This window comes from Halorussus salinisoli, assembly GCA_005239435.1.
In the GTDB taxonomy this organism is placed as follows: domain Archaea; phylum Halobacteriota; class Halobacteria; order Halobacteriales; family Haladaptataceae; genus Halorussus; species Halorussus salinisoli.
The window spans coordinates 870,040-891,817 of record SZNP01000001.1 but is presented as its reverse complement, the minus strand read 5'-3'; the positions used below and the strand labels follow the sequence as shown (position 1 = coordinate 891,817).

Genomic DNA, 21,778 nt, shown 5'->3' with positions numbered 1-21,778 from the left:
GTCCGACCTGCCACACGAGGTTTCCGTCCGGAGGTCCAATCCCGATATCATGAGTTTCGTCGCGGAGTTTTCAGTTCCGGCCGACGATTTCGCGCTGGGGAGCGCACTCGCCGCGGTTCCGGAGATGCAGGTCGAGGTCGAACGACTCGCCACCCACAGCAGGGAGTGGGTGATGCCGTTCCTCTGGGCCTCGGAGGGCGACCTCGACGCGTTCGAGGACGCGATGGCCGACGACGAAACCGTCGCGGAGGTGACGACGCTCGACCGACTCGACGGCACGGGTCTCTACATGGTCGAATGGAGCGAGTCGGTCGAACGCCGCGTGGACGCGATGGTAGACAAACACGCCATCGTACAGCAGGCGGTCGCCGACCGCGACTGGTTCCTCAAACTCCGGTTCTCCGACGAAGACCGACTCTCGGCGTTCCGCGACCACTTCGAGTCGGAGTTCGAACTCCACCGGAAGTACCGGACCACCGAACCCAAGCACGGCGAGTTCGGCCTGACGCCCGAACAACGCGAGACGCTGGTGCTGGCCTCGGAGTTGGGCTACTTCTCGGTGCCGCGCGAGGCCACTGTCGAGGACATCGCCGACCGTCTCGACATCTCGACCAACTCGGTCTCCCAGCGCCTGCGGCGCGCCCACGACGCGCTGGTCCGGAACACCCTGGTCGTCAACGGGCGAGGGCGGCGGGTCTGAAGCCGGCATTAATATCGAGGCCGAGTTCTTATACAGGTTTTCTATCAATCGTGAATACGATGGTATCAGAGGCAGTCGGCGTCACGACGAGTCGTCGCGCGACGAGAGAGCGGGGTTTCAGAAACACATGGGGGTAGCGACTGTCTTCGAGATCGAGATTCCGGCATCGACGTTCGCGCTCGCGGAGACGTTCGAACGCGCTCCCGACGCGACCGTCCGAATAGAGCGTACGGTCGGCGAGGCGAGCGACCGAGACACGGCGTTCGTGTGGGTCACGAGCGTCGAGTTCGACCGTCTCTCCGACCTGCTCGCGACCGACCAATCGGTCGCCGAATTCGAAAAGCTCGGCGAGGACGGCGACGCCGAACTGTACGAAATCCGGTTCGACGGCGGCATCTGTCGGTTCATCGAAGCCATCTTCGACCGCGACGGCGTGGTGTTGCGCGCGAGCGCCACCGAGGGAGTCTGGAGGCTCCAACTCCGATTCGCCGACCGCAACGACGTGAGCGACGTGTTCGACGACGAGTTCGTCCGGGAGTACGAGGCGACCGTTACGCGACTCTACGGACCGAACGACGCGCCGACGGTCCGGGCGGACGTGACCGACAAACAGCAACGGGCGCTCGAAACCGCGTTCGAGTCGGGCTACTACGAGGTCCCCCGAAGCGTGGACCTCGAAGGAGTCGGCGAGCGACTCGACATCTCCCGACAGGCGGTCTCCGAACGCCTGCGCCGCGGCCACGAGTTACTGGTCGCCGACTTTCTCGGGAAGGGCGAAGAATCGGACTGAGTCGGGTCAGGACTGCCAGTACGCCGGAGTCAGCAGGACGAGTACGGGCAGGATTTCGAGGCGGCCGGCCCACATCAGGAACACCATGAATAGCTTCGTCGTCGGTGGGAACGGTCTGTAACTGTTCATCGGCCCGACGATGCCGAACCCCGGACCCACGTTGCCGAGGGTCGCCGCGGTCGCGCTCATCGCGTCGAGCGCGACGAGGTTCGTTCCCCCGCGGGCCGCGTCCAAGTAGACGACCATCACGCTGACGAGGAAGAGGACGAGATAGAGCAAGGTGAACGCGTAGATACCCCGTACCGCTCGCTCGTCGAGCGACCGGCCGCCGAGTCGGACCGGCCGGACCGCTTCGGGGTGGACCGTGGTGAACAGTTCGCGCTTGAGCGACTTCAGGATGACCAGCCAACGCACGATTTTGATGGCACCGCCGGTCGAACCCGCCGAGCCACCGATAAACAGCGCCACGAACAGCAGGTACTGGGCAGGCGTCCCCCACGTGTTGAAGTCCATGCTGGCGTATCCCGTGGTCGTTACGATAGAGACGGTCTGGAACACGGCGTGGCGGAGTGCCTTCTCTGCGTTTCCGGCGAGCGGACCGATAGAGGGCGTCTCGGCCATGCCACCCCCCGTGAATAGCAAGACGGCGAGCAATCCGGCGAAGACCCCCAGCAATCCCGTGTAGAACCGGAACTCGGTGTCTTCTCCGAACACCTCGGGTTCGCCGTTCGATGCGTGCCAGAACAGCGCGAAGTTGGTCCCCGCGGCCACCATGAATGGGATTATCAGCCACTGGACCGCGGCCGAGAAGAACTCGATGCTCCGCGCGGCGGGCGAGAAACCGCCGGTCGCCATCGTGGTGAAGCCGTGGGCGACCGACTGGTACAGGGTCATCTCGGGCGCGAGACCGGCGAGGTGGAGACCGAAGAGCAGTCCCATCTCTAGCGCGGTGATGCCCAGATACGCCTTCCAGAGCGCGCGGGCGGTCTCGGCGATTCGCGGCGTGAGTTTCTGGATGCCCGGACCGGGTGCTTCGGCGTCCATGAGTTGCGCGCCACCGACCGAGAGTTCGGGCAGGATGGCGACCGCGAGGACGACGATTCCCATGCCGCCGAGCCACTGGGTCTGCTGTCGCCACATCATCAGCGCCCGGGAGTGGTCCTCGAAGCCGATGTTCTTCATCACGGTCGCTCCCGTGGTCGTGAACCCGCTCATCGACTCGAACAGGGCGTTGACCGGTTGACCGACCGACCCCTGTCCCGCGATGACGTAGGGGGCCGCGCCGACGATAGAGACCGCGAGCCACGTCAGCGCGACCATCAGGAACCCCTCGCGCGCGCCGAGGTCGGGGTCGTCGTCCAACTGCTCGAGGCCCCAACCGATACCGACCGCCAGCGCCATCGACGCGAGGAACGTCGTCACCCCCTCGCCGTAGAAGAGTGCGAGTGCGAGCGGGAACACCATCGCTACCGCCAGCCACTTGACGACGGTGCCGACCAGACTGCAACTCGCACGCCAGTCTACGCGCAGGTTCATCGCTATCTCCCGTCCCGCGTCATAGTTTCTCGTTCACGGCTTCCAGCGCGTCTCTGCTCACGAAGACGACGACGTGGTCGCCCGGTTCGATCACGGTGTCGCCTCGCGGCACCACGAACTCGTCATCGCGAGTGATGGCTCCGACCACGAACCCTTCCGGCAGGTCGGCGACGGATTCTCGGATTGGTCGGCCCGCCAGAACCGACTCTTCGTCCACCTCGACTTCGAGGACTTCGGCCTTGTCGTTCTCGATGAGGGCGACGTTCTCGGTGTGGAGTTCGCGGGTGAACCGGGTTATCTCCTCGGCGGTGACTTCGCGGGGGTTGACGCCCACGTCCACGCCGACCGTCTCGAAGACGCTGACGTACTCGCCGCTCTCGACCACTGCTACGGTCCGGCGCGCGCCCAACTGCTTGGCCAGCACCGATACCAGCAGGTTCTTCTCGTCGCTTTCGAGCGTGGCGACCACGGCGTCGGCTTCGTCGACGTGTTCGCGTGCGAGGAACTCGGCGTCGGTCGCGTCGTTCTGCATGACGACCGTGTCGGGCAACTGCTCGGCGAGTTCGCGGGCGCGGTCGGGGTCCCGCTCGATGAGTCGGGGGTGGAGCCCCCGGTCTTCGAGCAGACGGGCGATGTGGTAACCGATTTCGCTCCCGCCGATGATGACCAGGTCCTCGTTGCGGGAGGGCGTCTCGCTGGGCGCGATTTCGCGGGCGAACTCCTGGACGCTCTCGGGGCTTCCGATGACGACCAGTTTGTCGTCGGCCCGGATACGGGTCTCGCCGCGAGGTATCTCCACGTCGCCGTTCCGGAGGACGGCCGCGAACGTCAGCGAGTCGAAACGGTCGGCCTCGCTGACGGTCTGGTCGGCGACCGGACTGCCCTCGTCGACCCTGAACTCGGCCATCTGGACGATGCCGCCAGCGAAGGGGTCCACGTCGCGCGCGGCGGGGAGACCGATGACGCGTACGATGTCCTGGGCCGTCAGCAGGTTCGTGCACACCATGAAGTCCACGCCGAACGCGGTCCGGTTGGCGGCGTGTTGCCACGTTTCGAGGTAGTCGACGTTCTTGACCCGCGCGATGGTGAACGGGTCGTCGACGGTCTTGGCGGTGCCACAGGTGACCAGATTCGTCTCGTCGTCGTCGGTGCTGGCGATTATCATGTCGGCCTCGTCGATGCCCGCTTCCCGGAGCGTCGATATCGACGTGCCGTCGCCTTGAATCGCCAGTACGTCCTCGGAGTAGGTCAGGGCGTCCACCCGCTCGCCGTCGATGTCCACGACGACGACCTCGTGAGTGTCCGCGAGACTCGACGCGATGGAGGAACCGACCTCACCCGCGCCGATGATGATAACGTGCATCAGAGTCCTCCCTCATTCTTGCAGGTCTTTACAAGCCCCATCGTATGATTATTTCCTTTCCGGACGGGGACCGAGAATCGGAAGTCGCAACGTCGCTCCGACGGATTCCCCCGACGCGTCGGGCGGAAAGCCGACGGGACGGCGTCCATCGCGAGGTCCGTTCGGCGTCCTCGGCGAACCGTCGCGGTCGGAGCGCGGCGAACCCGGGGACAGACGTACTTCATCCTAAGAAAGGAAATTGTTTCTTTAGGAAATAAATATAATCGTCCCTTCGCGCCGCGCGCGTTGAATCAGGACTGGTTCGCCTGCGACACCCGTTTAGTCACGGAGACGGGGAACCTGTTCGTCCGGCCGTCTATCGAGAGGTTGTCGTAGAACACGTCGAGCGTCGCCGGGTCGACCGCGTTGCCGTGGCCGATCCCGACCCGGACGAGTCGGGCGTCATCGCCGAACCGTCCGACTACGTCGTCGAAGTTCTCGCCGTCGTACCCCGACTCTATCTCGGTGTACTCGAACCATCCGCTCGTCCCGGCGGTGTCGCCCTGCATCCTGTCGAGCACGTCGAACGTGGCCCACTGTTCGTCGTCGTCCTCGCCCGCGTCGTACGTGAGGTACATCCCGTGTCGGCCGTCGGCGTTCTCGACCACCAGGAACGTCGCGTCGGGTGCGCTCGCATCCGACCCATCCGAACTGACGTTGTTCGGCCCCTCGTAGTAGTCGTAGGTGAGGTTATCGAGACCGCCCACCGTCGTCTCGGTACTCGGGGCGGCTATCGACACCGCGTAATCGACGGTCGAGTTCCCGCCCGAGGTGACGTGAATCGGGCGTGGGTGGTCGTCGTCCCGCATCTCGGCCGACGCCGCTTCGACCCTCGCGGCGTACGCGCCGTCGTCGTTCAGGTCGAACAGCGTGACGCCCGGCGGTAGCGACGTGTCTACCTGCTGGCGCACCGACCGATCGCCGACGTCCGTGTCGGCGACCGCCGCTCCGCTTCCGACCGCTACCCCCGTCAGGGCGACCATCCCTCTCAGGACCGCCCGTCGCTCCCGGTTCATGCTGACTGACACGACGTGCGTCGGTTTATGCTTTCGTCCCGATTCCGCTCTTCGTTCGGCCGCGAGTCGAGGGCCACGGCGTCTCAGTCCGAGTCGAAGTCCAGCGTCACCGTCAGCGAACCGTCGGGTTCGTCGAACGCGATGGCTCCCGAGTATCTGTACACGTCGAACCCGCCGTTGACGACGCCTCGGACCGTGTTCGAGTCCGATATCCTGTCGCTCGATTCGACGTTGTCGGCCGCCTCGACCCGACCGCTCACCCTAAACTTGTACTCCGTCTTCGGACCCTCTCCCTCGACGGTTATCGTGTTGGGCAGTCGCTTCTCGTCGTCTTCCGTCGTGTCCTCGAAGAGTTCGCCGTTGACGAACACCTTGCCCGGCCCGTCGAGTTTGAGTTCGGTGGGTTCCCCGGTGAACAGCCAGCTATCGCATCGCCCATCGCTGACGGCACCTCTGGCGGAGTTCTCGTCCAGAATCTCGTCGCCGCTATCGCTCTCGTACGTTCCGCCGCGCTCGACCTTACCGGTCACACTGACCACGTAGGAGAAGACCTCCTCGCCAACCGCGCAGAACGTGATTTCGTCGAAGCCGTCTGCGCTCGCGGTTCCGGCCAGTCCGGAAGCCGCGAAACCCGCGGCCGCAGTTCCTTTCAGGACCGTCCGACGGTCGATGTTCGATTCTCGGTCGTCTGCTGAGTCGGTCATTCGTTCCACACCCCGACCGATTCGACGGACGCGAAGGATTTGAAACCGGACGCTCGTCTAGCCGTCTTTCGCCCGCTGGAGCCGAATCAACCGAGATTCAATCGAGAAACGCGTCGTTTCCGAAATCAACGCGTGATGGAACCGGCGCGGCGACGATGCCGACCGTCGGCTTCGAGAGAACGACGGTGCCGCCCGCGTGGTCGCGGCGGCCGAGCGTGAACGCGGCGTGAATCAGCCACAGCGCGGGCCGTGTCCTGGATGCGAGGAGTGAGTTTTTCGATGGAGAGTCCCGGTGCCCCCTCGTCGATGACCTGCGCACCACCGACCGAGAGTTCGAGAAGTGTGACTGGCTCAGTCGCCGAACGAGAGCGGTTCGGCCGACTCCCAACGAGGCGCGAACTTCTCGCGCACTCCGGCCGCGAACTCGGGGTCTTTCATGTCTATCATGGCGAACGCCTCGCCGGGGTTCAGGGGATTGGGAACCTCGACGCAGACCTCCACGTCGTCGATGAGGTTGAAAGTCCCCTGAAGACCCTCAGCGGTCCGAACCGCGAACTCGGGGTGGTCGGCGAACGTCTCGGTGTAGCGCTCGCCCACGCTCGGCGGGAGGGTCTCCACGAGGTCGGGCGACATCAGGAGCGACACCGCCACGCCGCGGTCGAGCGCCGATTCGAGGTGTTGGGCCACGAGGTCGCCCACGTCGCCGATGTCGAACTGGGCCGACGAGTCGCCCGCGACCATCACTATCCGGTCGTCGGCCGCGTCGAGTCGCTCGACCAGCAGGTCGGTGGACTCCTCGCGACCGACCGCGGCGGTCCAGAACCCCTCCTCGACGGGTTCGGCCGCGTCGAGTTCGTCGGTGAGGTCGTCCACGATGCCCTCGTACTGTTCGGCCTGCTCTTCGAGGTCGGAGAGTTTGTCCTCCAGTAGTCGGTTCAACGCGGTCTCGGGTTCGACCGCGACATACTTCTTGGGCCGACTCGCGCTCTGGGACCGCGCGAGGTTGTGGGTCTCCAGACTGCTCAGCACGTCGTAGATGCGACCCATCGGCACGTCGCTCGCTCGCGACAACTCTTTCGCAGTTGTCGGCCCCGCGTCCAACAGCGCCCGATACGCTCGCGCCTCGTACTCAGAGAGGCCGAGGTCTCGTAAACTCGCCATGTAGGAGTCCAGACGCTCGGCCCCTATAAACTCTCCCCTCGTTTGTTGTTGAAGAACGGTCACGACCGAAGCGCGTCTCTCGGCCGCCTCACTGGTCGCGGTCGGCCGACCCGTCGCCGCCGAGTTCCGGGTCGAACAGGTCTTCGATTCGGCAGTCGAAGTGGCGGATTTCGTGGTCGAATACTCGAAAAGAGACCGTACTACTCCGTCGATTCGGCCACGCGCTCGCTCAGTGCCTCGGGCGTGGTCACGGGGTCCGAACGCTCGCCGTCCACGACCACGTAGGCGGCCCCCTGCTCGTACTCGTCGCCCGAAACCGCCGGAATCACGACCTTCTCGTGGTCGGCGATTCGCATGGCTGCGCGGTGGAGGTCCGACCCGGCGTCGTCGGCGACTTCGACCACGAGCGGGTCCCGGCAGAGTCGGGCCGCGGCGGTGGCGTAGGACGCGACCTGCACGCCGAAGCGGTCGGCCGCGTCGGCGAACGCCGCGACGGCACCTTCGGCGGCCTCCCGGTAGCGGTCCTCGCCGGTCAGGAGCGCGAGGTCGGTCAGCGCGTCGGCGATTTCGGCGTTGTGGTCGAGCGGCCGCATCGGGCGGTCGAGCAGGCCCGGCCCCTCGCGTGGTCCGTCCACGAACGCGCCGGAGTCGTCGCCCTCCTCCCGCAGTTCGTCGAGCGCGTAGTCGGCCACCTCGCGCGCAGTGTCGAGATACTCGTCGTCGCCCGTGACCTGCCGGGCGGTGGTGAGCGCGCCCAGCAGGTGGGCGTGGTCGGCGAGCAGGCCGGACTCACTTCGCTCATCCGAGCCGTCCTCGGTCGCATCGAAGTGCGTGACCTCGCCGTCTTCGACCAGTTCGGACAGTACGTAGTCCAGTGCGCGCTCGGCATACGTGCGTGCGCGCTCGGCGTCGGTGTAGGCGTGGTAGGTCAGCAGGGCGTCGGCCGCCATCGCGTTCGCGTCGGCGAACGCGGTCGGGTCCACCGCGGGCGAGTCGGCCGCCTCGCGGTCGCTCGGCGCGAGTCCGTAGTAGTCGGGGTCGTCGGTTGCGCCGTCGTCGGTCCCGGCCACCTCCGTTTCCGCCGTCTCGTCTTCGTCCTCCGGCGCGTCGTCCTCGTCGGGGACGCTCGGCGAGTCGCCGGGGGCCTGGCTCCCGGCGAAGGCCTCGCCGTTCCAGAGCGTCGTGGTCAGATACTCGACGGTTCGCTCGGCCGGGTCGCGGTACTCCTCGTCGCCGGTGTAGAGGTAGGAGTTGGCGAACGCCCGCACGAGCGCGGCGTTGGTCGAGGCGAGTTTCTCGTGGTGGACCTCGGTCCAGTCGCGTCCCTCGGCGAACCGGAAGAAGCCGCCGTCGTAGTCGTCGTAGAGGTTCTGGCTGACCGCCTGGAGGGTCGCCAGGGCCTGCTCGCGCTCGCGCTTCAGTGCGAACTCCACGGTCCGGGGGAGCGGGAACTTCTCGCTGTCGCCCCACCCGCCGAACTGGGAGTCGAACTTGTCGCCTAACTGGCCCGCGACGAGGCGCTCGATTTCGGGCGAAAGCTCTCCGGCGGGCGGGTCCTCGCGGAGACTCCGCGGAATTCGGGCGGCGTCCTCGCCCTTGTGGGTCCAGAGGTCCCGGACGCGCTGGACGACCTGCCGCATCCCGTCGATGCCGAGGTAGGTCGCGCCCGTGAGCAGGTCGCCGTCGGGCGTGGTGAACACGGTCGAGGGGAACCCGCCCATGTTGTACCGCTCCCGAACCCGGGGCTGGCGGTCGATGTCCACCCGAACCGGAACGAACGAGTCGTTGACGTTCGCCGCGACCATGGGGTTGCTGTACGCCTCGCGGTCCATCTCGTGACACCACGAACACCACGTCGCCGACAGCGAGAGCAGGACCGGCGTGTCGGTCTCCCGGGCCTCCTCGAAGGCGTCCTCGCCCCACTCGCGCCACTCGACTTTGGTCTCCTCGGCGCTTTCGTTCATGTGTTGGCGTTGGAAGTGGGCCGGGATGGGTCTTGCTATGTCGGAACCGTGCGGTGATTGGAGGCGAGAGAGGAGTTGGAGAACGAGGGAGTGGAGAGGGCAGAACGAGAGCAAAGAGAAACGAGAGGAAGCTAGCTACTCCTTGAGCCACTCATACCGCACGGCACTGGACCGCGACAGCCTCACACCTCCCCAGCCTCGGCGGCCGCGGATGCGGCCGCCTCCCTCGCGCGGTTGGCGCGACCCCTCGCGGGTCGCGCCAGCACGCGTCGAGACGAAAGACCAGCTATCGCGTCGCAAAATACCTAGCGAGACGCTTACAATCCCACGCCACCAAGACCCACGCGTGCAGCAAGACCGGCTCCTGTTCGGGCTGGCAGCAGTTCTCGCGGGCATCGCCACGCTCGAATTCGTGCTGGCGTTCGTCTACACCCCCGCGCTGTTCGCCATCGCCGTCCCGTTCGCGGTGGCCGCCTACCTCGTCTGGTACCACGCCAGCGGTCGCCTCCGCGAGCGAGTCGAGAGCGGTCGGGCCGGGCGTTACCAGCGTACGGCGTCCGAGCGAGGCGGATTCGGCGCGGGACCGCGCGACTCCTACTCCGAGCGCCGCGGCGGGTTCGGCGCGCGAGGTGCCCGCGGCGGCCGCGGTCGGAGAGCGCGCGCGGGCAGCGCACGGGTCGGAGGGGACTCCGGGCCGAGCGCGGCCGAAGCCTACCGCGTCCTGGGACTCGACGCCGACGCCGACTCCGAGGAGGTCAAGCAGGCCTACCGCGAGAAGGTCAAGACGGTCCACCCCGACCGGGAGTCCGGCGACGAGTCCGAATTCAAGCGCGTGAAGGAAGCCTACGAGCGACTCCAGGAACGGAACTGAGGGCGTGCCGTCCCTCCCTCGACGCCAACGCCGGTCCTAAATTTCCCGCAGGCCCGGACTGTCACCAAGCGGATTTATTACGGATGGGTCATAACACCTCGCTAACTTTCACCCCGCCATGTCAGCGAGACCTCCGCAGTATCGCGTCGTCACAGTCGTCGTAGTCCTGCTCGCCGCGAGCGTCGTTCCGGCCGTCGGGCCGGGCGCAGGCGTGACGACTGCACCGCTGGCGAGAGCGGGGACCGCGGCCGACGGTTCGTTCACGCCGTCGGTGGTCTACGAGGAACGTGGAGACGTGATGAACATCACCGTCACGACTCCGAAAGCGGGAACCTTGAACATCGGGTCGCCCGAGGAGAACTTCTGGTTACAGGCGAACGTCGGAAAGGGAACGACGAAACTGCGACTGAACACGTTCAAGGCCGGACGGGAGGGATACGGACTCGGCGAGATGGTAAGCGCGACGGAAGGGTCGATAAGTAACCTCGAACTCCAGACCGAGCGGATAGACGCGCCGCTCGAGCCCGCTAAGTACCCGATGAACGTCACCGCCAACGGCCAAGAACAGGCGATAGGAGCGTTCGTCATCGAAGACCGAGCGACCAACGATATGGACGCCCGTATCGCACCGGGGTCGACGGGAATTTCGGAACTGGACTCGCCCGCCGGGATAGCGGACGCGACGGTACCGCCGTGGAACAACGGGTCCGTCGCGGCCGAGGACTGGTTCGTCGTCCACGTCAACGCGACGGGGCTGTCCGGAATGGTAACGAGAGAACGGCTCGGTCCCGGGGACGACGGAGTCCACTTGAAGTTCACTCAGTCGGACAGCGGCATGAACGCGAACGCCCACCAGTTCTGGGGTGACGAGGTCGAGCGATTCGTGCGCGACGGCGCGGGCGACGGCTTCTACGCGTTCGTCGATACCGGTGAACACGGCATCGAACCGGGTTCGACGTACAACGTCACCTTCACCGTCACGCCCGAGAGTGAACTCACCGACCGGAAGGAGACCGTCTCGACGAGGATGCGAGTCGTCCCGCGTCGCCTCCACGTGAACCGAAACGGCCCCGGTGAGGCCGTCGTGGTCGAGGGGAGAACCGAAATCAACGGGACGACGTCGTTCACGCCCGGGACGACGATCAATATCAGCGCCCGGGACGACGACCTCCCGCCGATCTTACTTTCCGAGACGGTGACGGTCGAAGACGACCGAACCTTCGCGACGACGTTCGACTTCTCGGACCTCGAACCCGGTCGGAAGTTCGAGTTCCGACTCCCCGATCAGGAGGCGACCGTCGCCGGGATGGTCGCGCCGGAGGAGACCACCACCACGCCGAATCAGACTACGACGACGCCGAATAAGACCACCGCGACGAAGACGACTACGGCGAAGACGACCACGACGACCGCGACCACGACGACCGTGGCGACGACCACGGCGGGCCTGACGCAGGCACCCCTGGACGGTACCGCGAAACCGCTGACTCAACAGGCCAGCAAGAACGGAAGCGGCGACGACGACGAGAGCGGCGGAAACAGCGGTCTCGTCCCCGTCCCCGGGTTCGACGGAGTCGCGGGAGTCGCGGCAGTGCTGGCGGCCGCCCTGTTGGCCGCCCGACGGCGATAGGGCCGATGTTTTTTATACGGGGGCTGAGGATATGAACTCGAACACGGTTCCCCCGCGGTGAAATCATGTTGCAGGGAATGGACCAGTCGGAGTTCGGGCAGTTCGTTGCGGCCCTCTGGGAGCGACAGGGCTGGCAGACGCAGGTCAAGCGCGACGACGGCCGCGTCATCGTCGCGGTCCAGCGGTCCCAAACCGGCGAGGAGGGTCTTCTCTGGGCCATGGCCGACGACGGCGAAGTCGGCGGACAGCAAGTCCAGCAGTTCGCCTCGCTGTGCCAGCAGTACGACGTCGCGGAGGCCGCAATCGTCACAGCGGGGACGTTCTCCGACCACGCCGACAAGGTCTCGCAAGGGTCCGGCGTCGAACTGCTCGACGGCGAGGGCATCGCACGGATACTCCAGCGCAAGGAGTGGACCGACCTCGCCGAGCAGTACGGCGGCGGTGGCGGCAGTGACGGTGACGCGGCGGCCGAAGGCGACGACGGCGACTCGCCGCTCGACACGTTGAAGGCGGTCGACGGACGCGCGTCGTCGCTGGTCTCGGGCGTCCTCGGAGACGCCGACGGGTCGGTTCCGACGAAACCCGTACTCGCGATCGTCGTGGTCGCCGCCCTGCTGGCCGCGGGCGTCCTCTGGACCCCGTCGCTTCCCTTCGTCGGCGGGGGGAGCGGTCCCATCTCGGCCGAGTCGGCCGCGCCCGCCAACAGCACGACCACCCTCAGCGTGACCTGGAACGCGAAGGTGGTCGATACAATCGACCCCAACGAGAGCGACGGCAGGGCCTACCACGCACCGCGGGGCGAGCAGTTCGTCCTCGTCCGGATGAGTCTCGACAACACCGGCGAGGAGGAGGTGACGGTGAAGCAAGCAGGATTCGAACTCCGGACCGACGAACGGACCTACAGCCACCAACCGCTCAACGACCACGACGGCTTCGTGGACTTCCCCATCTCGCCGGACACGAACTACGTCGGTTGGACGGTCTTCGCGGTGCCGGAGGGGACGACCGGGACGCTGGTCTACGACCAGAACGCCTCCGACGCGCCCGTCTCCGTCGAGTTCGACTACGACCCGAATCTCGCGGTGAACGTGACCCAACGGTAGTTTCCGAGGTCGAACCTCCCGAATCATCGTCTGCGGCGAGTTACCGCGACAATGGGCGGCAAGCTTTTCATGACGCCGACCTAACCCGGTCGTATGTGCCCTAACCGGGCCGTATTGCAAAGCGCCCTCGAACGCGGCGAACGAGAGGGCGGCAACGTCGAGTTCAAAGAGCGACTCACCAAGGACCTGCACCTCGCCGACGGCCGGATGGAGAGTCTCGCGGCCCAGCTCCGTCATCGCGTGCTATCGGGCGACGGTGAAGCGACCTACGTCGTCGGTGTGACCGACGACGGCGGCATCGCAGGAATCAGTCACGAGGCCTTCTCGGAGTCGATGGACGTACTGAGCCTGCTCGCCGAGGAGGCGGGTGCCCACATCGAAGACGTACAGACGTGGGGCATCGACGCCGACGGCTCTGCGACCGAGAAGGACGAGCTGTTCGTGACCAACCGCGACACCGACGACGACGCCGACGGACTGGTCGGCGTGGCGACGGTTCGAGAAGGAGCGATGCTCGACACCGACAGCGAACACATCGTGGTCGGGACCGCGGGCCACGTCGACCACGGCAAGTCCACGCTGGTCGGGTCGCTCGTGACCGGCCAACCCGACGACGGCGAGGGCGGCACGCGGGGCTTCCTCGACGTGCAACCCCACGAGGTCGAGCGCGGCCTCTCGGCCGACCTCTCGTACGCCGTCTACGGCTTCGACGGCGAGGGACCGGTCCGGATGGACAACCCACACCGGAAGTCCGACCGCGCCCGCGTCGTCGAGGAGTCCGACCGACTGGTCTCGTTCGTGGACACCGTGGGTCACGAGCCGTGGCTCCGAACCACGATTCGAGGACTGGTCGGTCAGAAACTCGACTACGGCCTGTTGACAGTGGCCGCAGACGACGGCCCGACCAAGACGACCCGCGAGCATCTCGGGGTCCTGCTCGCCACGGAACTTCCGACCATCGTCGCCATCACGAAGGCCGACGTGGTGGACGACGAGCGAGTCGCGGAGGTCGAGCGCGAAGTCGAGCGCCTGCTCCGCGACGTGGGGAAGACGCCGCTGCGCATCGAGCGCCACGGCATCGACGCCGCAATCGAGGAGATAGGCGAGAGCGTCGTGCCGGTCCTCACGACCAGCGCGGTCACGATGGAGGGTCTGGACACGCTCGACGAACTGCTCGAACGCCTGCCCAAGACGACCGCCGACTCCGGGGAGTTCCGGATGTACATCGACCGTACTTACTCGGTGACCGGAGTCGGTGCGGTCGCCTCGGGCACCATCATGTCGGGCGAAGTCGAGGCCGGCGACGAACTCCTGCTCGGACCGATGGCGGACGGGGCCTTCCGCGAGGTCCAAGTCCGATCCATCGAGATGCACTACCATCGCGTGGACAAGGCCAAGGCGGGCCGCATCGTCGGCATCGCGCTGAAAGGCGTCCGCGAGGCCGACGTGGAGCGCGGGATGGTCCTGCTTCCGAAGGAGGCCGACCCCGACCCGGTTCGGGAGTTCGAGGCCGAGGTCGTGGTCCTCAACCACCCGACCCGCATCGGCGACGGCTACGAACCGGTCATCCACCTCGAAACCGTGAGCGAGGCCGTGACCTTCCACCCTCACGGAGGTCAACTCCTCCCCGGCGACTCCGGGACCACCACGGTCCGGTTCAAGTTCCGGCCCTACCTCGTCGAGGAGGGCCAGCGGTTCGTCTTCCGCGAGGGCCAGAGCAAAGGCGTCGGTACCGTGACCGACGTGAATCCGGGCGACGACGCCGAGACCAGCGACGACGCCGGGACCAGCACCGCCGGGTCCGACTGACCGGTGGACCGAGACCGCGCCCTCGAACTGACCACGACGCTCCTCGCCGGCCTCCTGTTCGTCCTGAGCGCGGCCGGTCTCGCCGTCTCGGTCCGGACCGGTGAGGGCGTCGTCTCCTCGCTGTTCGCAGTCTACCTCACGGGTCTCCTGCTCGGCGGCGTCCTCCGAGACGCCATCGACACCAGGAACTGGCAACTCGCCTTCTTCGGCGGGGTCGCGGTCTGGGGAGGCTACGAGTACGCCACGTCCGGCGACCTGTTCTCGCTGTTGCTCGCGGTGCTGGGCGTCGTGATGGTCGTTGCGAATCTACTCGACTTACGGTAATCAGTCGCGCCACGGCAGTCGCCCGGAACCTGCCAGCGACTCCAGCGACTCGAAGGCGTGGTGCGGTTCCGGGTCGGGTTCGACGCCCTCCTCGGCCGGGACCCATACCGACCGCAACCCTGCGGCGTGCGCGCCAGCAACGTCCGACGAGAGCGAGTTGCCGACGTGAATCGCGCGGTCCGCCTTCGCTCCGAGGTCCGCCAGCGCGACCTCGAAGGGTTCGGGGTCGGGCTTGGCGGCGGCGTCGTGGCCCGCGAACACCACCGTCTCGAAGCGGTCGGCCAGTCCCGCGGCCTCCAGTTTCGTGGTCTGCATCTCGGGCGGGCCGTTGGTCACGACCCCGAGCGCGTGGTCCGCGGCCAGCGCGTCGAGGGTCTCGCGTGCGCCGGACAGGCGCTCGACCCGCGAGTGGTCGCGCTCGGCGGCGAAGGCCTCGGCGACCGCCCGACCGCGTTCGGGGTCGTACCCGTAGTCGTCGGCGATTTCCGCGAAGCAGTTCGCCCGGCCTTCCCGGATGGTCACGCCGGGCGTGAGGTGGTCGCCGAACCGGTCGAGGTAGTCGGTCACGTCGAAGAACGGATCGATTTCGGCCGACTCGAAGGCGAGGTCGAGGAGTTGTGCGGTCGGGCGCTCGTACTCCACGAGCGTCCCGTCGAGGTCGAAGAGAACGGCGTCTACGTCGGTGGCGTGGTCGTCGGGCATGCGGTCGTCGGTCGGTGGTCGGTCCGGACACCTGAAAATTCTGTCGACAAACGACCAGCTTGGACCGACGGAGGCTAACCATTAAGTTGGGCCTGTGAGAACTGAAATCGAATGGCTGGCGAAGATGTCAGCGAGGCGTCCGACCCGACCGACGACTCGCTGGAGGGGTGGCTCGACGCGAAAGCCGAGGAGTTGGACCTGAGTCGAGACGAACTCCTCGCGCGACTCCGCGACGGCGACGCGCCCGAAGGAGTCGAGAACGGCGAGGCGTTCGACGCGCTCCGCCGGGAGTTCGGCGAGCGCCTCTCGGCCACCAGAGAGGAGTTCGAGACCCAACTGGCCGAAGTGGAGGCCGACCTCGCCGACGCCGAGAGCGACTTCGACGGGAAGATTCAGGACGTGCGCGAGCGAGTGGTGCAGGTCAAGCGCGAGGCCGACGGAAAGGCACCGGCCGACCACGACCACCCCGACCTCCGCGACCGGACCGAGGAGGTGGCCGACCGGGCCGACCGACTGGCCGACGAACTCGACGCGCTGTCCGACACCGTCGAGCAACTGGACGAGCGAGTCGAGACCGGCTTCGAGAACTACGAGGACGTACTGGAGTATCTGACCGACACGACCGACGACCTCGAAGCCAAACTCACGACGCTGGCGGAGGTGACGACCGACCTGCGCGACCAGACCAAGACGCTGGCGGCCCGCCACGCCGCCCGCGCGGCGGCCGACGAACTCGCCCATCTCGCCAATCGCCGCGGCGTCGAGAGCGCCAAGTGTAGTCACTGCTCCGAGACGGTCCACGTCGGCCTGCTCGCCGAACCCAAGTGCCCCCACTGCGCGAGCACGTTCAACGACGTGGAGCCCAAACAGGGGCTGTTCGGGTCTGCCCGTCTCGTGGTCGGCGACCCGCCCGCGCTGGAAGGCGAGCGCGCCGACTGGGACCTCGGGAGCGTGATGGACGCCGACGGCCGGGACGGCGGCAACGCCCTCGACGACATCGTCGCGGAGGACGACGTATGAGCGACGAGCGCGACGGACGAGACGGACCGGACCGGCAGGACGGGCGGAACCAGCGCGACGTCCGCGACCGGCGGAACCAGCCCGAAGAACCCCTCGGCGACCTCGCTGAGGAGGTTCGGGAGCGAACCGGCGAGCGACCCCCGGGCGAGCGCGGCGAGCGCGCTGGCAGTCGGACCCGCGAAGGCCCGCTGGCCGACGTGGCCGCGGAGGTGGACGAGCGACGGCGGCGCGACCGCGACGAGACCGACGCCTTCGAGTCGGTCGAGGTGGGCGACCTCGACGGCGAGCAACTCTGGGAGCGGTTGGCCGAGGGCGACGACGGACCGACGGTGACGGTCTCGCCCGACGCCGCCGACGCGACAGGCGCGACCGACTGGTCCGACGACCGCGACGTGCGCACGATTCCGACGGCGACGTGCCACGGCTGTCCGTACTTCGGCGACCCGCCGGACCTCGCCTGCACGCACGAGGGCACCGAGATTCTGGCGATGCCCGACACGGACCACTTCCGCGTGGCCGACTGTCCGATGGTGGTCGACGGCGAGGAAGACGTACGCGGTATCGGCGTGGAGAGCGACGACGGCTCCGAGTGAGGCCGGGGCGACCGCGATGGTCTCGGACTACTACACGTTTCTCAAAAAGATATTTTCGTTTTCTTCGGCATGGAGTAATTTGCTGTTCGCCTCCGAGGAGTCTCTACTCCGGCGTTCGCTGACGGAACCCAGTCGAAACTAATTAAGTAGTGGGATTGCCCTACTATATAAAACTTTACGGAACGTTTAATACTTTGTAGTGGCATACGATAACACGTCTCATGTTCGAGGAGTTTTCGAGCGGCTACTACCTCGGACGGCTCTACGTAGAACCGTCCGACGAAGAACACGCGGTCATGCGCCGCGACGAACACAGGCGCATCAACGAACAGTTGTACACCTCCGGGGAGGGTATCGAACGACTCGACAATCCGCTCGTGATGAAGGTAGACCAACACCACGTCGCAGTCCGCGGGGACGAGGGCGTCCCCGAAGGGACGCTGGCGCTTCCCGAGGACCTCCTCGACGACACTCGCATCCGGAACCCGCCGAAGCTCAAGGAAGTGTTACTGGCGAAAGCCGACCGCGCGGACCAACTGCTTCGGTATCAGGAAGCGACGCCCGGCGTCGGCACCTGACCCGTCGGTAATTTTATACACTGGAAAAATAATTTAAACCGCGTGGCGGCTAGACACGTCCATGGCAAAGCCGGTTTTCGAGTCGGACAATCCGCTGACCTACACCGAGGTCCACGCCGTCGTCCTCGGCGCGGTCGTCGGCGTTCTGGTCGGCTACGCCCACGGCATCGGCCGGACGACGGTAGCAGTGGCTTTCACCACTGCCTTCGTCGGCGTAGCGCTGGGCATCCAGTACACCGGAGAGATTCCGGCCGCACAGCAGACGATCCGTCGCGAACCGTGGTACGCGCTCGCGGCCCTGCTCGCGGGCGGCGTGGTCGGACTACTCGTCGTTTGAAAGGGCGTTCGGGCGCTACTTGCCCCACTCGCGGGACTGCTTCGGCCGGTCGCCGACGGGTTCCACGTCGAGCGGTTCGTCCGTCGCCGCGAGCGCCTCCAGCGCGGCCGCGGCGCTCGCCTCGGTCGAGAAGTAGGTTATCTCCTCCTCGACGGCGGTCTCCAGCAGGTCGCGGTTCCGCGAGACGATGAGGTCGACGTCGCCGTCGAGGACCGCCCGCTCCGCGCGGTCGGTCCACTCCTCGCCGTCGTCCTCGAACTCGTCGGGCGTGACGACCTCGAAGTAGTCGGCGAACTCCTCGGTGCTGAAGTACTCCCCGAAGTCGTCGGTGAGGTCCACGACCGCGGTGCCGCCCTCGGGAATCGGCTTCCCGGTCGAGTCCTGAGCCTTGTCGTAGGCCTTCCCGAAGGTGTCGGCGGTGCCCATGACCTCGCCCGTGGACTTCATCTCCGGGCCGAGGCGGGGGTCGCTCCCCGGCAGGCGGTCGAAGGGCAGGACGACCTCCTTGACGCTGACCTGCTCGGGAATCTGCTCGTCGGCGTCCAACTCCGCCAGCGACTCGCCCGCCATCACCTTCGCGGCGAGTTTGGCGATGGGGACACCCGTGGCCTTCGAGACGAACGGGACCGTCCGCGACGAGCGCGGGTTGGCTTCGAGGACGTACACTTCGCCGTCCTGGACCGCCAACTGGACGTTCAGCAGGCCGACGGTGTCGAGCGCCACCGCGATGTCCTCCACGACTTCGCGGACCCGACCGAGCGTCTCCTCGTCGAGCGCCCGAGTCGGAATCATGCAGGCCGAGTCGCCCGAGTGGACCCCGGCAGATTCGACGTGTTCCATGATTCCCCCTATCAGCACGTCCCCACCGTCGGCCACCGCGTCGACGTCCAGTTCGACCGCGTTCGCGAGGAACTCGTCCACGAGAATCGGCTTGTCCGGCGAGACCCGGACCGCCTCCTCGATGTACTCCTTCAGTTCGTCGTCGTCGTGGACCACGTCCATCGCCCGGCCGCCGAGGACGTAGGACGGGCGGACCAGGACCGGGTAGCCGATGTCGTGGGCGAGTTCGAGGGCCTCCTCCTCGCTGGTCGCCGAACCGCCCTCCGGTTGTGCGATTCCGAGGTCGTCCATCAGGCGGTTGAACCGGTCGCGGTCCTCCGCGAGGTCCATCGCCTCGACCGAGGTGCCCAGAATCTCGCAGTCCAACCCCCTGCGCTCGATTTCGGCTTCGAGGGGGTCGCCGATGTCCACCGAAGTCTGGCCGCCGAACTGGACCATCACGCCGTCGGCGTTGGTCGTCTCGATGACGTCGGCGACCTCCTCGGCCGTAATCGGCTCGAAGAACAGGCCGTCGCTCGTGTCGTAGTCGGTCGAGACCGTCTCGGGGTTGTTGTTCACGACGTGGGCCTCGATGCCCGCCTCGCGCAAGGCCCGGACCGCGTGGACCGAGCAGTAGTCGAACTCGACGCCCTGCCCGATGCGAATCGGGCCGCCGCCGACCACGACCACGCTCTCGACGTCCCTGTCGACCTGCACCTCGTCGCGGCCGAGTCCCGCGCCGGGTCTGCGCGACGAGTAGTAGTACGGCGTCGAGGCCGCGAACTCGCCGGCGCAGGTGTCCACCTGTTTGAAGTCGCGGTCGGGTGCGGTTGCCTCGACCTCGTCTATCGCGGTCGCGCCACTGCTCGGATTCCGCGGGGCGGCCTCCGCCGCGCCCTCGGTCTCGCCGCCGGCGACCGCGGCGACCTGTTGGTTCGTGAAGCCGGTCTCGGCGGCGCGCTCGAAGTCGCCGTCCTGGGCCGCGACGACCGCATCGGAGACGTTCTCGTAGCGCTCGACGTACCACTCCTCGATGCCCGTCAGGTCCACCACGTCTTCGACGGTGTAGCCCCGGTCGAACGCCTCGAACATCGCGTAGGGCCGGTCCGGAGTGGGCGTTTCGAGGAAGTCGGTTTCGAGGCTCTCGTCGTCCACGTCGGCCCAGTCCACGTCGGGGTCGTACTCCGAGGAGCGCAGCGCCTTCAGGAGGCTCTCCTCGAACGTCCGACCGATGGCCATGGCTTCGCCGGTCGATTTCATCGCGGTGCCCAACTCGAAGTCCACGTCGGAGAACTTGTCCTTGGGCCAGCGCGGAACCTTCGTGACCACGTAGTCGATTGCTGGCTCGAACGCCGCGGTGGTCTGGCCCGTAATCTCGTTCTCGATTTCGTGGAGGCGCTTGCCGAGCGCGACCTTCGCGGTCACGCGAGCGATGGGGTACCCGGTCGCCTTCGAGGCGAGGGCCGACGAGCGCGAGACGCGGGGATTGACCTCCACGACGCGGTACTCCCCGCCGGGGGTGCCGTCGTCGCGCCACGCGAACTGGATGTTACAGCCGCCCTGAATCCCGAGGTCCCGAATCACTTCGAGGGCCGCGTCGCGCATCTCCTGGTGGCCGTCGTCGGGGATGACCTGCGAGGGCGTGACGACCGTCGATTCGCCGGTGTGGATGCCCATCGGGTCGATGTTCTCCATGTTGCAGATGATGATGCACGAATCCCCGGCGTCGCGCATGACCTCGTACTCCAGTTCGACCCACCCGGAGATGGACTCGGTGATGAGGACCTCGCTGTTGCGCGAGAGGCGCAGTCCCTTCCGGACGCGAACGAGGAGTTCGTCCATCTCCGAGACGACGCCCGAACCGGACCCGCCGAGGGTGTAGGTCGTCCGGGCGATGACGGGCAGGCCGCCGACCTCCTCGACCGCGGCCTCGACGCGATCGCGGAGGTCGTCCTCGGTGAGTTCGGCGACCTCCTCGCCCTCGTCGAGCGAGATGGTGGTCGAGCGAGCGACGGGTTGGTTCAACTCCTCCATGCGCTGGCGGAAGAGGTCCCGGTCCTCCGTCGCGTAAATCGTCTCCAGCGGCGTCCCCATGATTTCGACGTCGTACTCGTCCAAGACGCCCTCCTCGGAGAGTTCCGCCGTGACGTTCAGGCCGGTCTGGCCCCCGAGACCCGCGATGACGCCGTCGGGGTTCTCCTTCCGGATGATCTCGGCGATGGCTTCGGTGGTGATGGGTTCGATGTACACCTCGTCGGCCATCTCCGGGTCGGTCATGATGGTCGCCGGGTTGGAGTTGACCAACACGACTCGTGCGCCCTCCTCCTGTAGCGCGCGGCAGGCCTGCGCGCCGGAGTAGTCGAACTCGGCCGCCTGTCCGATCTGGATGGGTCCGCTACCGATGAGCAGGATGGTACGTCCCTCGCCTACGGTTTCCTCGGTCATCTGTTGGTAGTGGGAAGTTCGCTCATCGTAATAAATCCGACGATGAATTACGAGTTCCGGAACTCGATTTCGAAATTCGTATCTCGACTCCTCGAACGTCGCTTTCTCCTCGTGGCCGCGCCGGCGCGCTCCGCCGCGCGCCAGCGCTTGCGCCTGACGAACCAATATACGCGGCAAGGACCGGTGAACGATTTCCGGGACGCAGCCCCGTATAACGATTCACCGGATCGCGCCCGACCGAACTGACCACGGTTTGGGTGGACTGAGAGGGCCG

Annotated in this window: 19 protein-coding genes; 11 read left to right on the top strand and 8 right to left on the bottom strand. The window is 66.5% G+C overall.

Annotated features, from left to right (window positions below):
- Positions 1-49 precede the first annotated feature (49 nt).
- Positions 50-700 carry a helix-turn-helix domain-containing protein gene (locus E2484_RS08810; RefSeq protein WP_137284828.1) on the top strand — a complete coding sequence of 217 codons (651 nt, stop codon included), beginning with the start codon at positions 50-52 and terminating at the stop codon, positions 698-700.
- A gap of 127 nt (positions 701-827) precedes the next feature.
- Positions 828-1,490 carry a helix-turn-helix domain-containing protein gene (locus E2484_RS08805; RefSeq protein ID WP_137284827.1) on the top strand — a complete coding sequence of 221 codons (663 nt, stop codon included), beginning with the start codon at positions 828-830 and terminating at the stop codon, positions 1,488-1,490.
- A gap of 6 nt (positions 1,491-1,496) precedes the next feature.
- Here the strand turns inward: E2484_RS08805 and E2484_RS08800 are convergent, their stop codons facing one another.
- From E2484_RS08800 to E2484_RS08775, 6 genes are all read right to left on the bottom strand, one after another.
- Positions 1,497-3,026: a TrkH family potassium uptake protein gene (locus tag E2484_RS08800; protein ID WP_137284826.1), complete on the bottom strand. Its 1,530-nt coding sequence runs from the start codon at positions 3,024-3,026 to the stop codon at positions 1,497-1,499.
- 19 nt (positions 3,027-3,045) lie between these two features.
- Complete coding sequence (trkA, locus tag E2484_RS08795; RefSeq protein ID WP_137284825.1) at positions 3,046-4,389, bottom strand: Trk system potassium transporter TrkA; 1,344 nt, start codon at positions 4,387-4,389, stop codon at positions 3,046-3,048.
- A gap of 290 nt (positions 4,390-4,679) precedes the next feature.
- On the bottom strand, positions 4,680-5,444 hold the full coding sequence (locus E2484_RS08790; protein ID WP_137284824.1) for a hypothetical protein: 765 nt from the start codon (positions 5,442-5,444) through the stop codon (positions 4,680-4,682).
- Positions 5,445-5,527: 83 nt separating this feature from the next.
- Positions 5,528-6,148: a twin-arginine translocation signal domain-containing protein gene (locus E2484_RS08785; protein ID WP_137284823.1), complete on the bottom strand. Its 621-nt coding sequence runs from the start codon at positions 6,146-6,148 to the stop codon at positions 5,528-5,530.
- A gap of 351 nt (positions 6,149-6,499) precedes the next feature.
- On the bottom strand, positions 6,500-7,309 hold the full coding sequence (locus E2484_RS08780; RefSeq protein WP_137284822.1) for a TrmB family transcriptional regulator: 810 nt from the start codon (positions 7,307-7,309) through the stop codon (positions 6,500-6,502).
- A gap of 200 nt (positions 7,310-7,509) precedes the next feature.
- Complete coding sequence (locus E2484_RS08775; protein WP_137284821.1) at positions 7,510-9,273, bottom strand: DUF255 domain-containing protein; 1,764 nt, start codon at positions 9,271-9,273, stop codon at positions 7,510-7,512.
- Between the two features lie 346 nt (positions 9,274-9,619).
- Here E2484_RS08775 and E2484_RS08770 point away from each other — a divergent pair, with 346 nt between their 5' ends.
- The 5 genes from E2484_RS08770 (at position 9,620) to E2484_RS08750 (ending at position 15,010) form a co-directional block, all read left to right on the top strand.
- Positions 9,620-10,144, top strand: a complete 525-nt coding sequence (locus E2484_RS08770) for a J domain-containing protein (RefSeq protein ID WP_137284820.1) — start codon at positions 9,620-9,622, stop codon at positions 10,142-10,144.
- Between the two features lie 118 nt (positions 10,145-10,262).
- The gene (locus E2484_RS08765) at positions 10,263-11,774 is read left to right on the top strand and encodes a BGTF surface domain-containing protein (RefSeq protein WP_137284819.1); all 1,512 of its coding nucleotides are present in this window, start codon (positions 10,263-10,265) and stop codon (positions 11,772-11,774) included.
- 65 nt (positions 11,775-11,839) lie between these two features.
- Positions 11,840-12,877 (top strand): restriction endonuclease, encoded by a 1,038-nt coding sequence (locus E2484_RS08760; protein ID WP_137284818.1) that lies wholly within the window; start codon positions 11,840-11,842, stop codon positions 12,875-12,877.
- A 93-nt stretch (positions 12,878-12,970) separates the two neighbouring features.
- A complete protein-coding gene (locus E2484_RS08755; RefSeq protein WP_137284817.1) occupies positions 12,971-14,686 on the top strand; it encodes a GTPBP1 family GTP-binding protein in 1,716 nt (571 codons plus the stop codon).
- A gap of 3 nt (positions 14,687-14,689) precedes the next feature.
- Complete coding sequence (locus E2484_RS08750; RefSeq protein ID WP_137284816.1) at positions 14,690-15,010, top strand: hypothetical protein; 321 nt, start codon at positions 14,690-14,692, stop codon at positions 15,008-15,010.
- Here E2484_RS08750 and E2484_RS08745 read toward each other — a convergent pair whose 3' ends face one another.
- On the bottom strand, positions 15,011-15,712 hold the full coding sequence (locus E2484_RS08745) for an HAD family hydrolase (protein WP_137284815.1): 702 nt from the start codon (positions 15,710-15,712) through the stop codon (positions 15,011-15,013).
- A gap of 111 nt (positions 15,713-15,823) precedes the next feature.
- Here E2484_RS08745 and E2484_RS08740 point away from each other — a divergent pair, with 111 nt between their 5' ends.
- The 4 genes from E2484_RS08740 to E2484_RS08725 all read left to right on the top strand — a co-directional run bounded on the left by E2484_RS08740 (position 15,824) and on the right by E2484_RS08725 (position 18,240).
- Positions 15,824-16,732: a magnesium transporter CorA family protein gene (locus E2484_RS08740; protein WP_137284814.1), complete on the top strand. Its 909-nt coding sequence runs from the start codon at positions 15,824-15,826 to the stop codon at positions 16,730-16,732.
- On the top strand, positions 16,729-17,325 hold the full coding sequence (locus E2484_RS08735) for a hypothetical protein (RefSeq protein WP_321112189.1): 597 nt from the start codon (positions 16,729-16,731) through the stop codon (positions 17,323-17,325). The genes E2484_RS08740 and E2484_RS08735 overlap by 4 nt, the downstream gene beginning before the upstream one ends.
- Before the next feature lie 221 nt (positions 17,326-17,546).
- On the top strand, positions 17,547-17,903 hold the full coding sequence (locus E2484_RS08730; protein ID WP_137284813.1) for a DUF5802 family protein: 357 nt from the start codon (positions 17,547-17,549) through the stop codon (positions 17,901-17,903).
- A 61-nt stretch (positions 17,904-17,964) separates the two neighbouring features.
- Positions 17,965-18,240, top strand: coding sequence for a hypothetical protein (locus E2484_RS08725; RefSeq protein WP_137284812.1), 276 nt, complete (start codon positions 17,965-17,967; stop codon positions 18,238-18,240).
- A 15-nt stretch (positions 18,241-18,255) separates the two neighbouring features.
- On the opposite strand, the gene carB is transcribed toward E2484_RS08725, so the two are convergent.
- Positions 18,256-21,504, bottom strand: coding sequence for a carbamoyl-phosphate synthase large subunit (gene carB, locus E2484_RS08720; protein ID WP_137284811.1), 3,249 nt, complete (start codon positions 21,502-21,504; stop codon positions 18,256-18,258).
- Between the last annotated feature and the right edge of the window lie 274 nt (positions 21,505-21,778).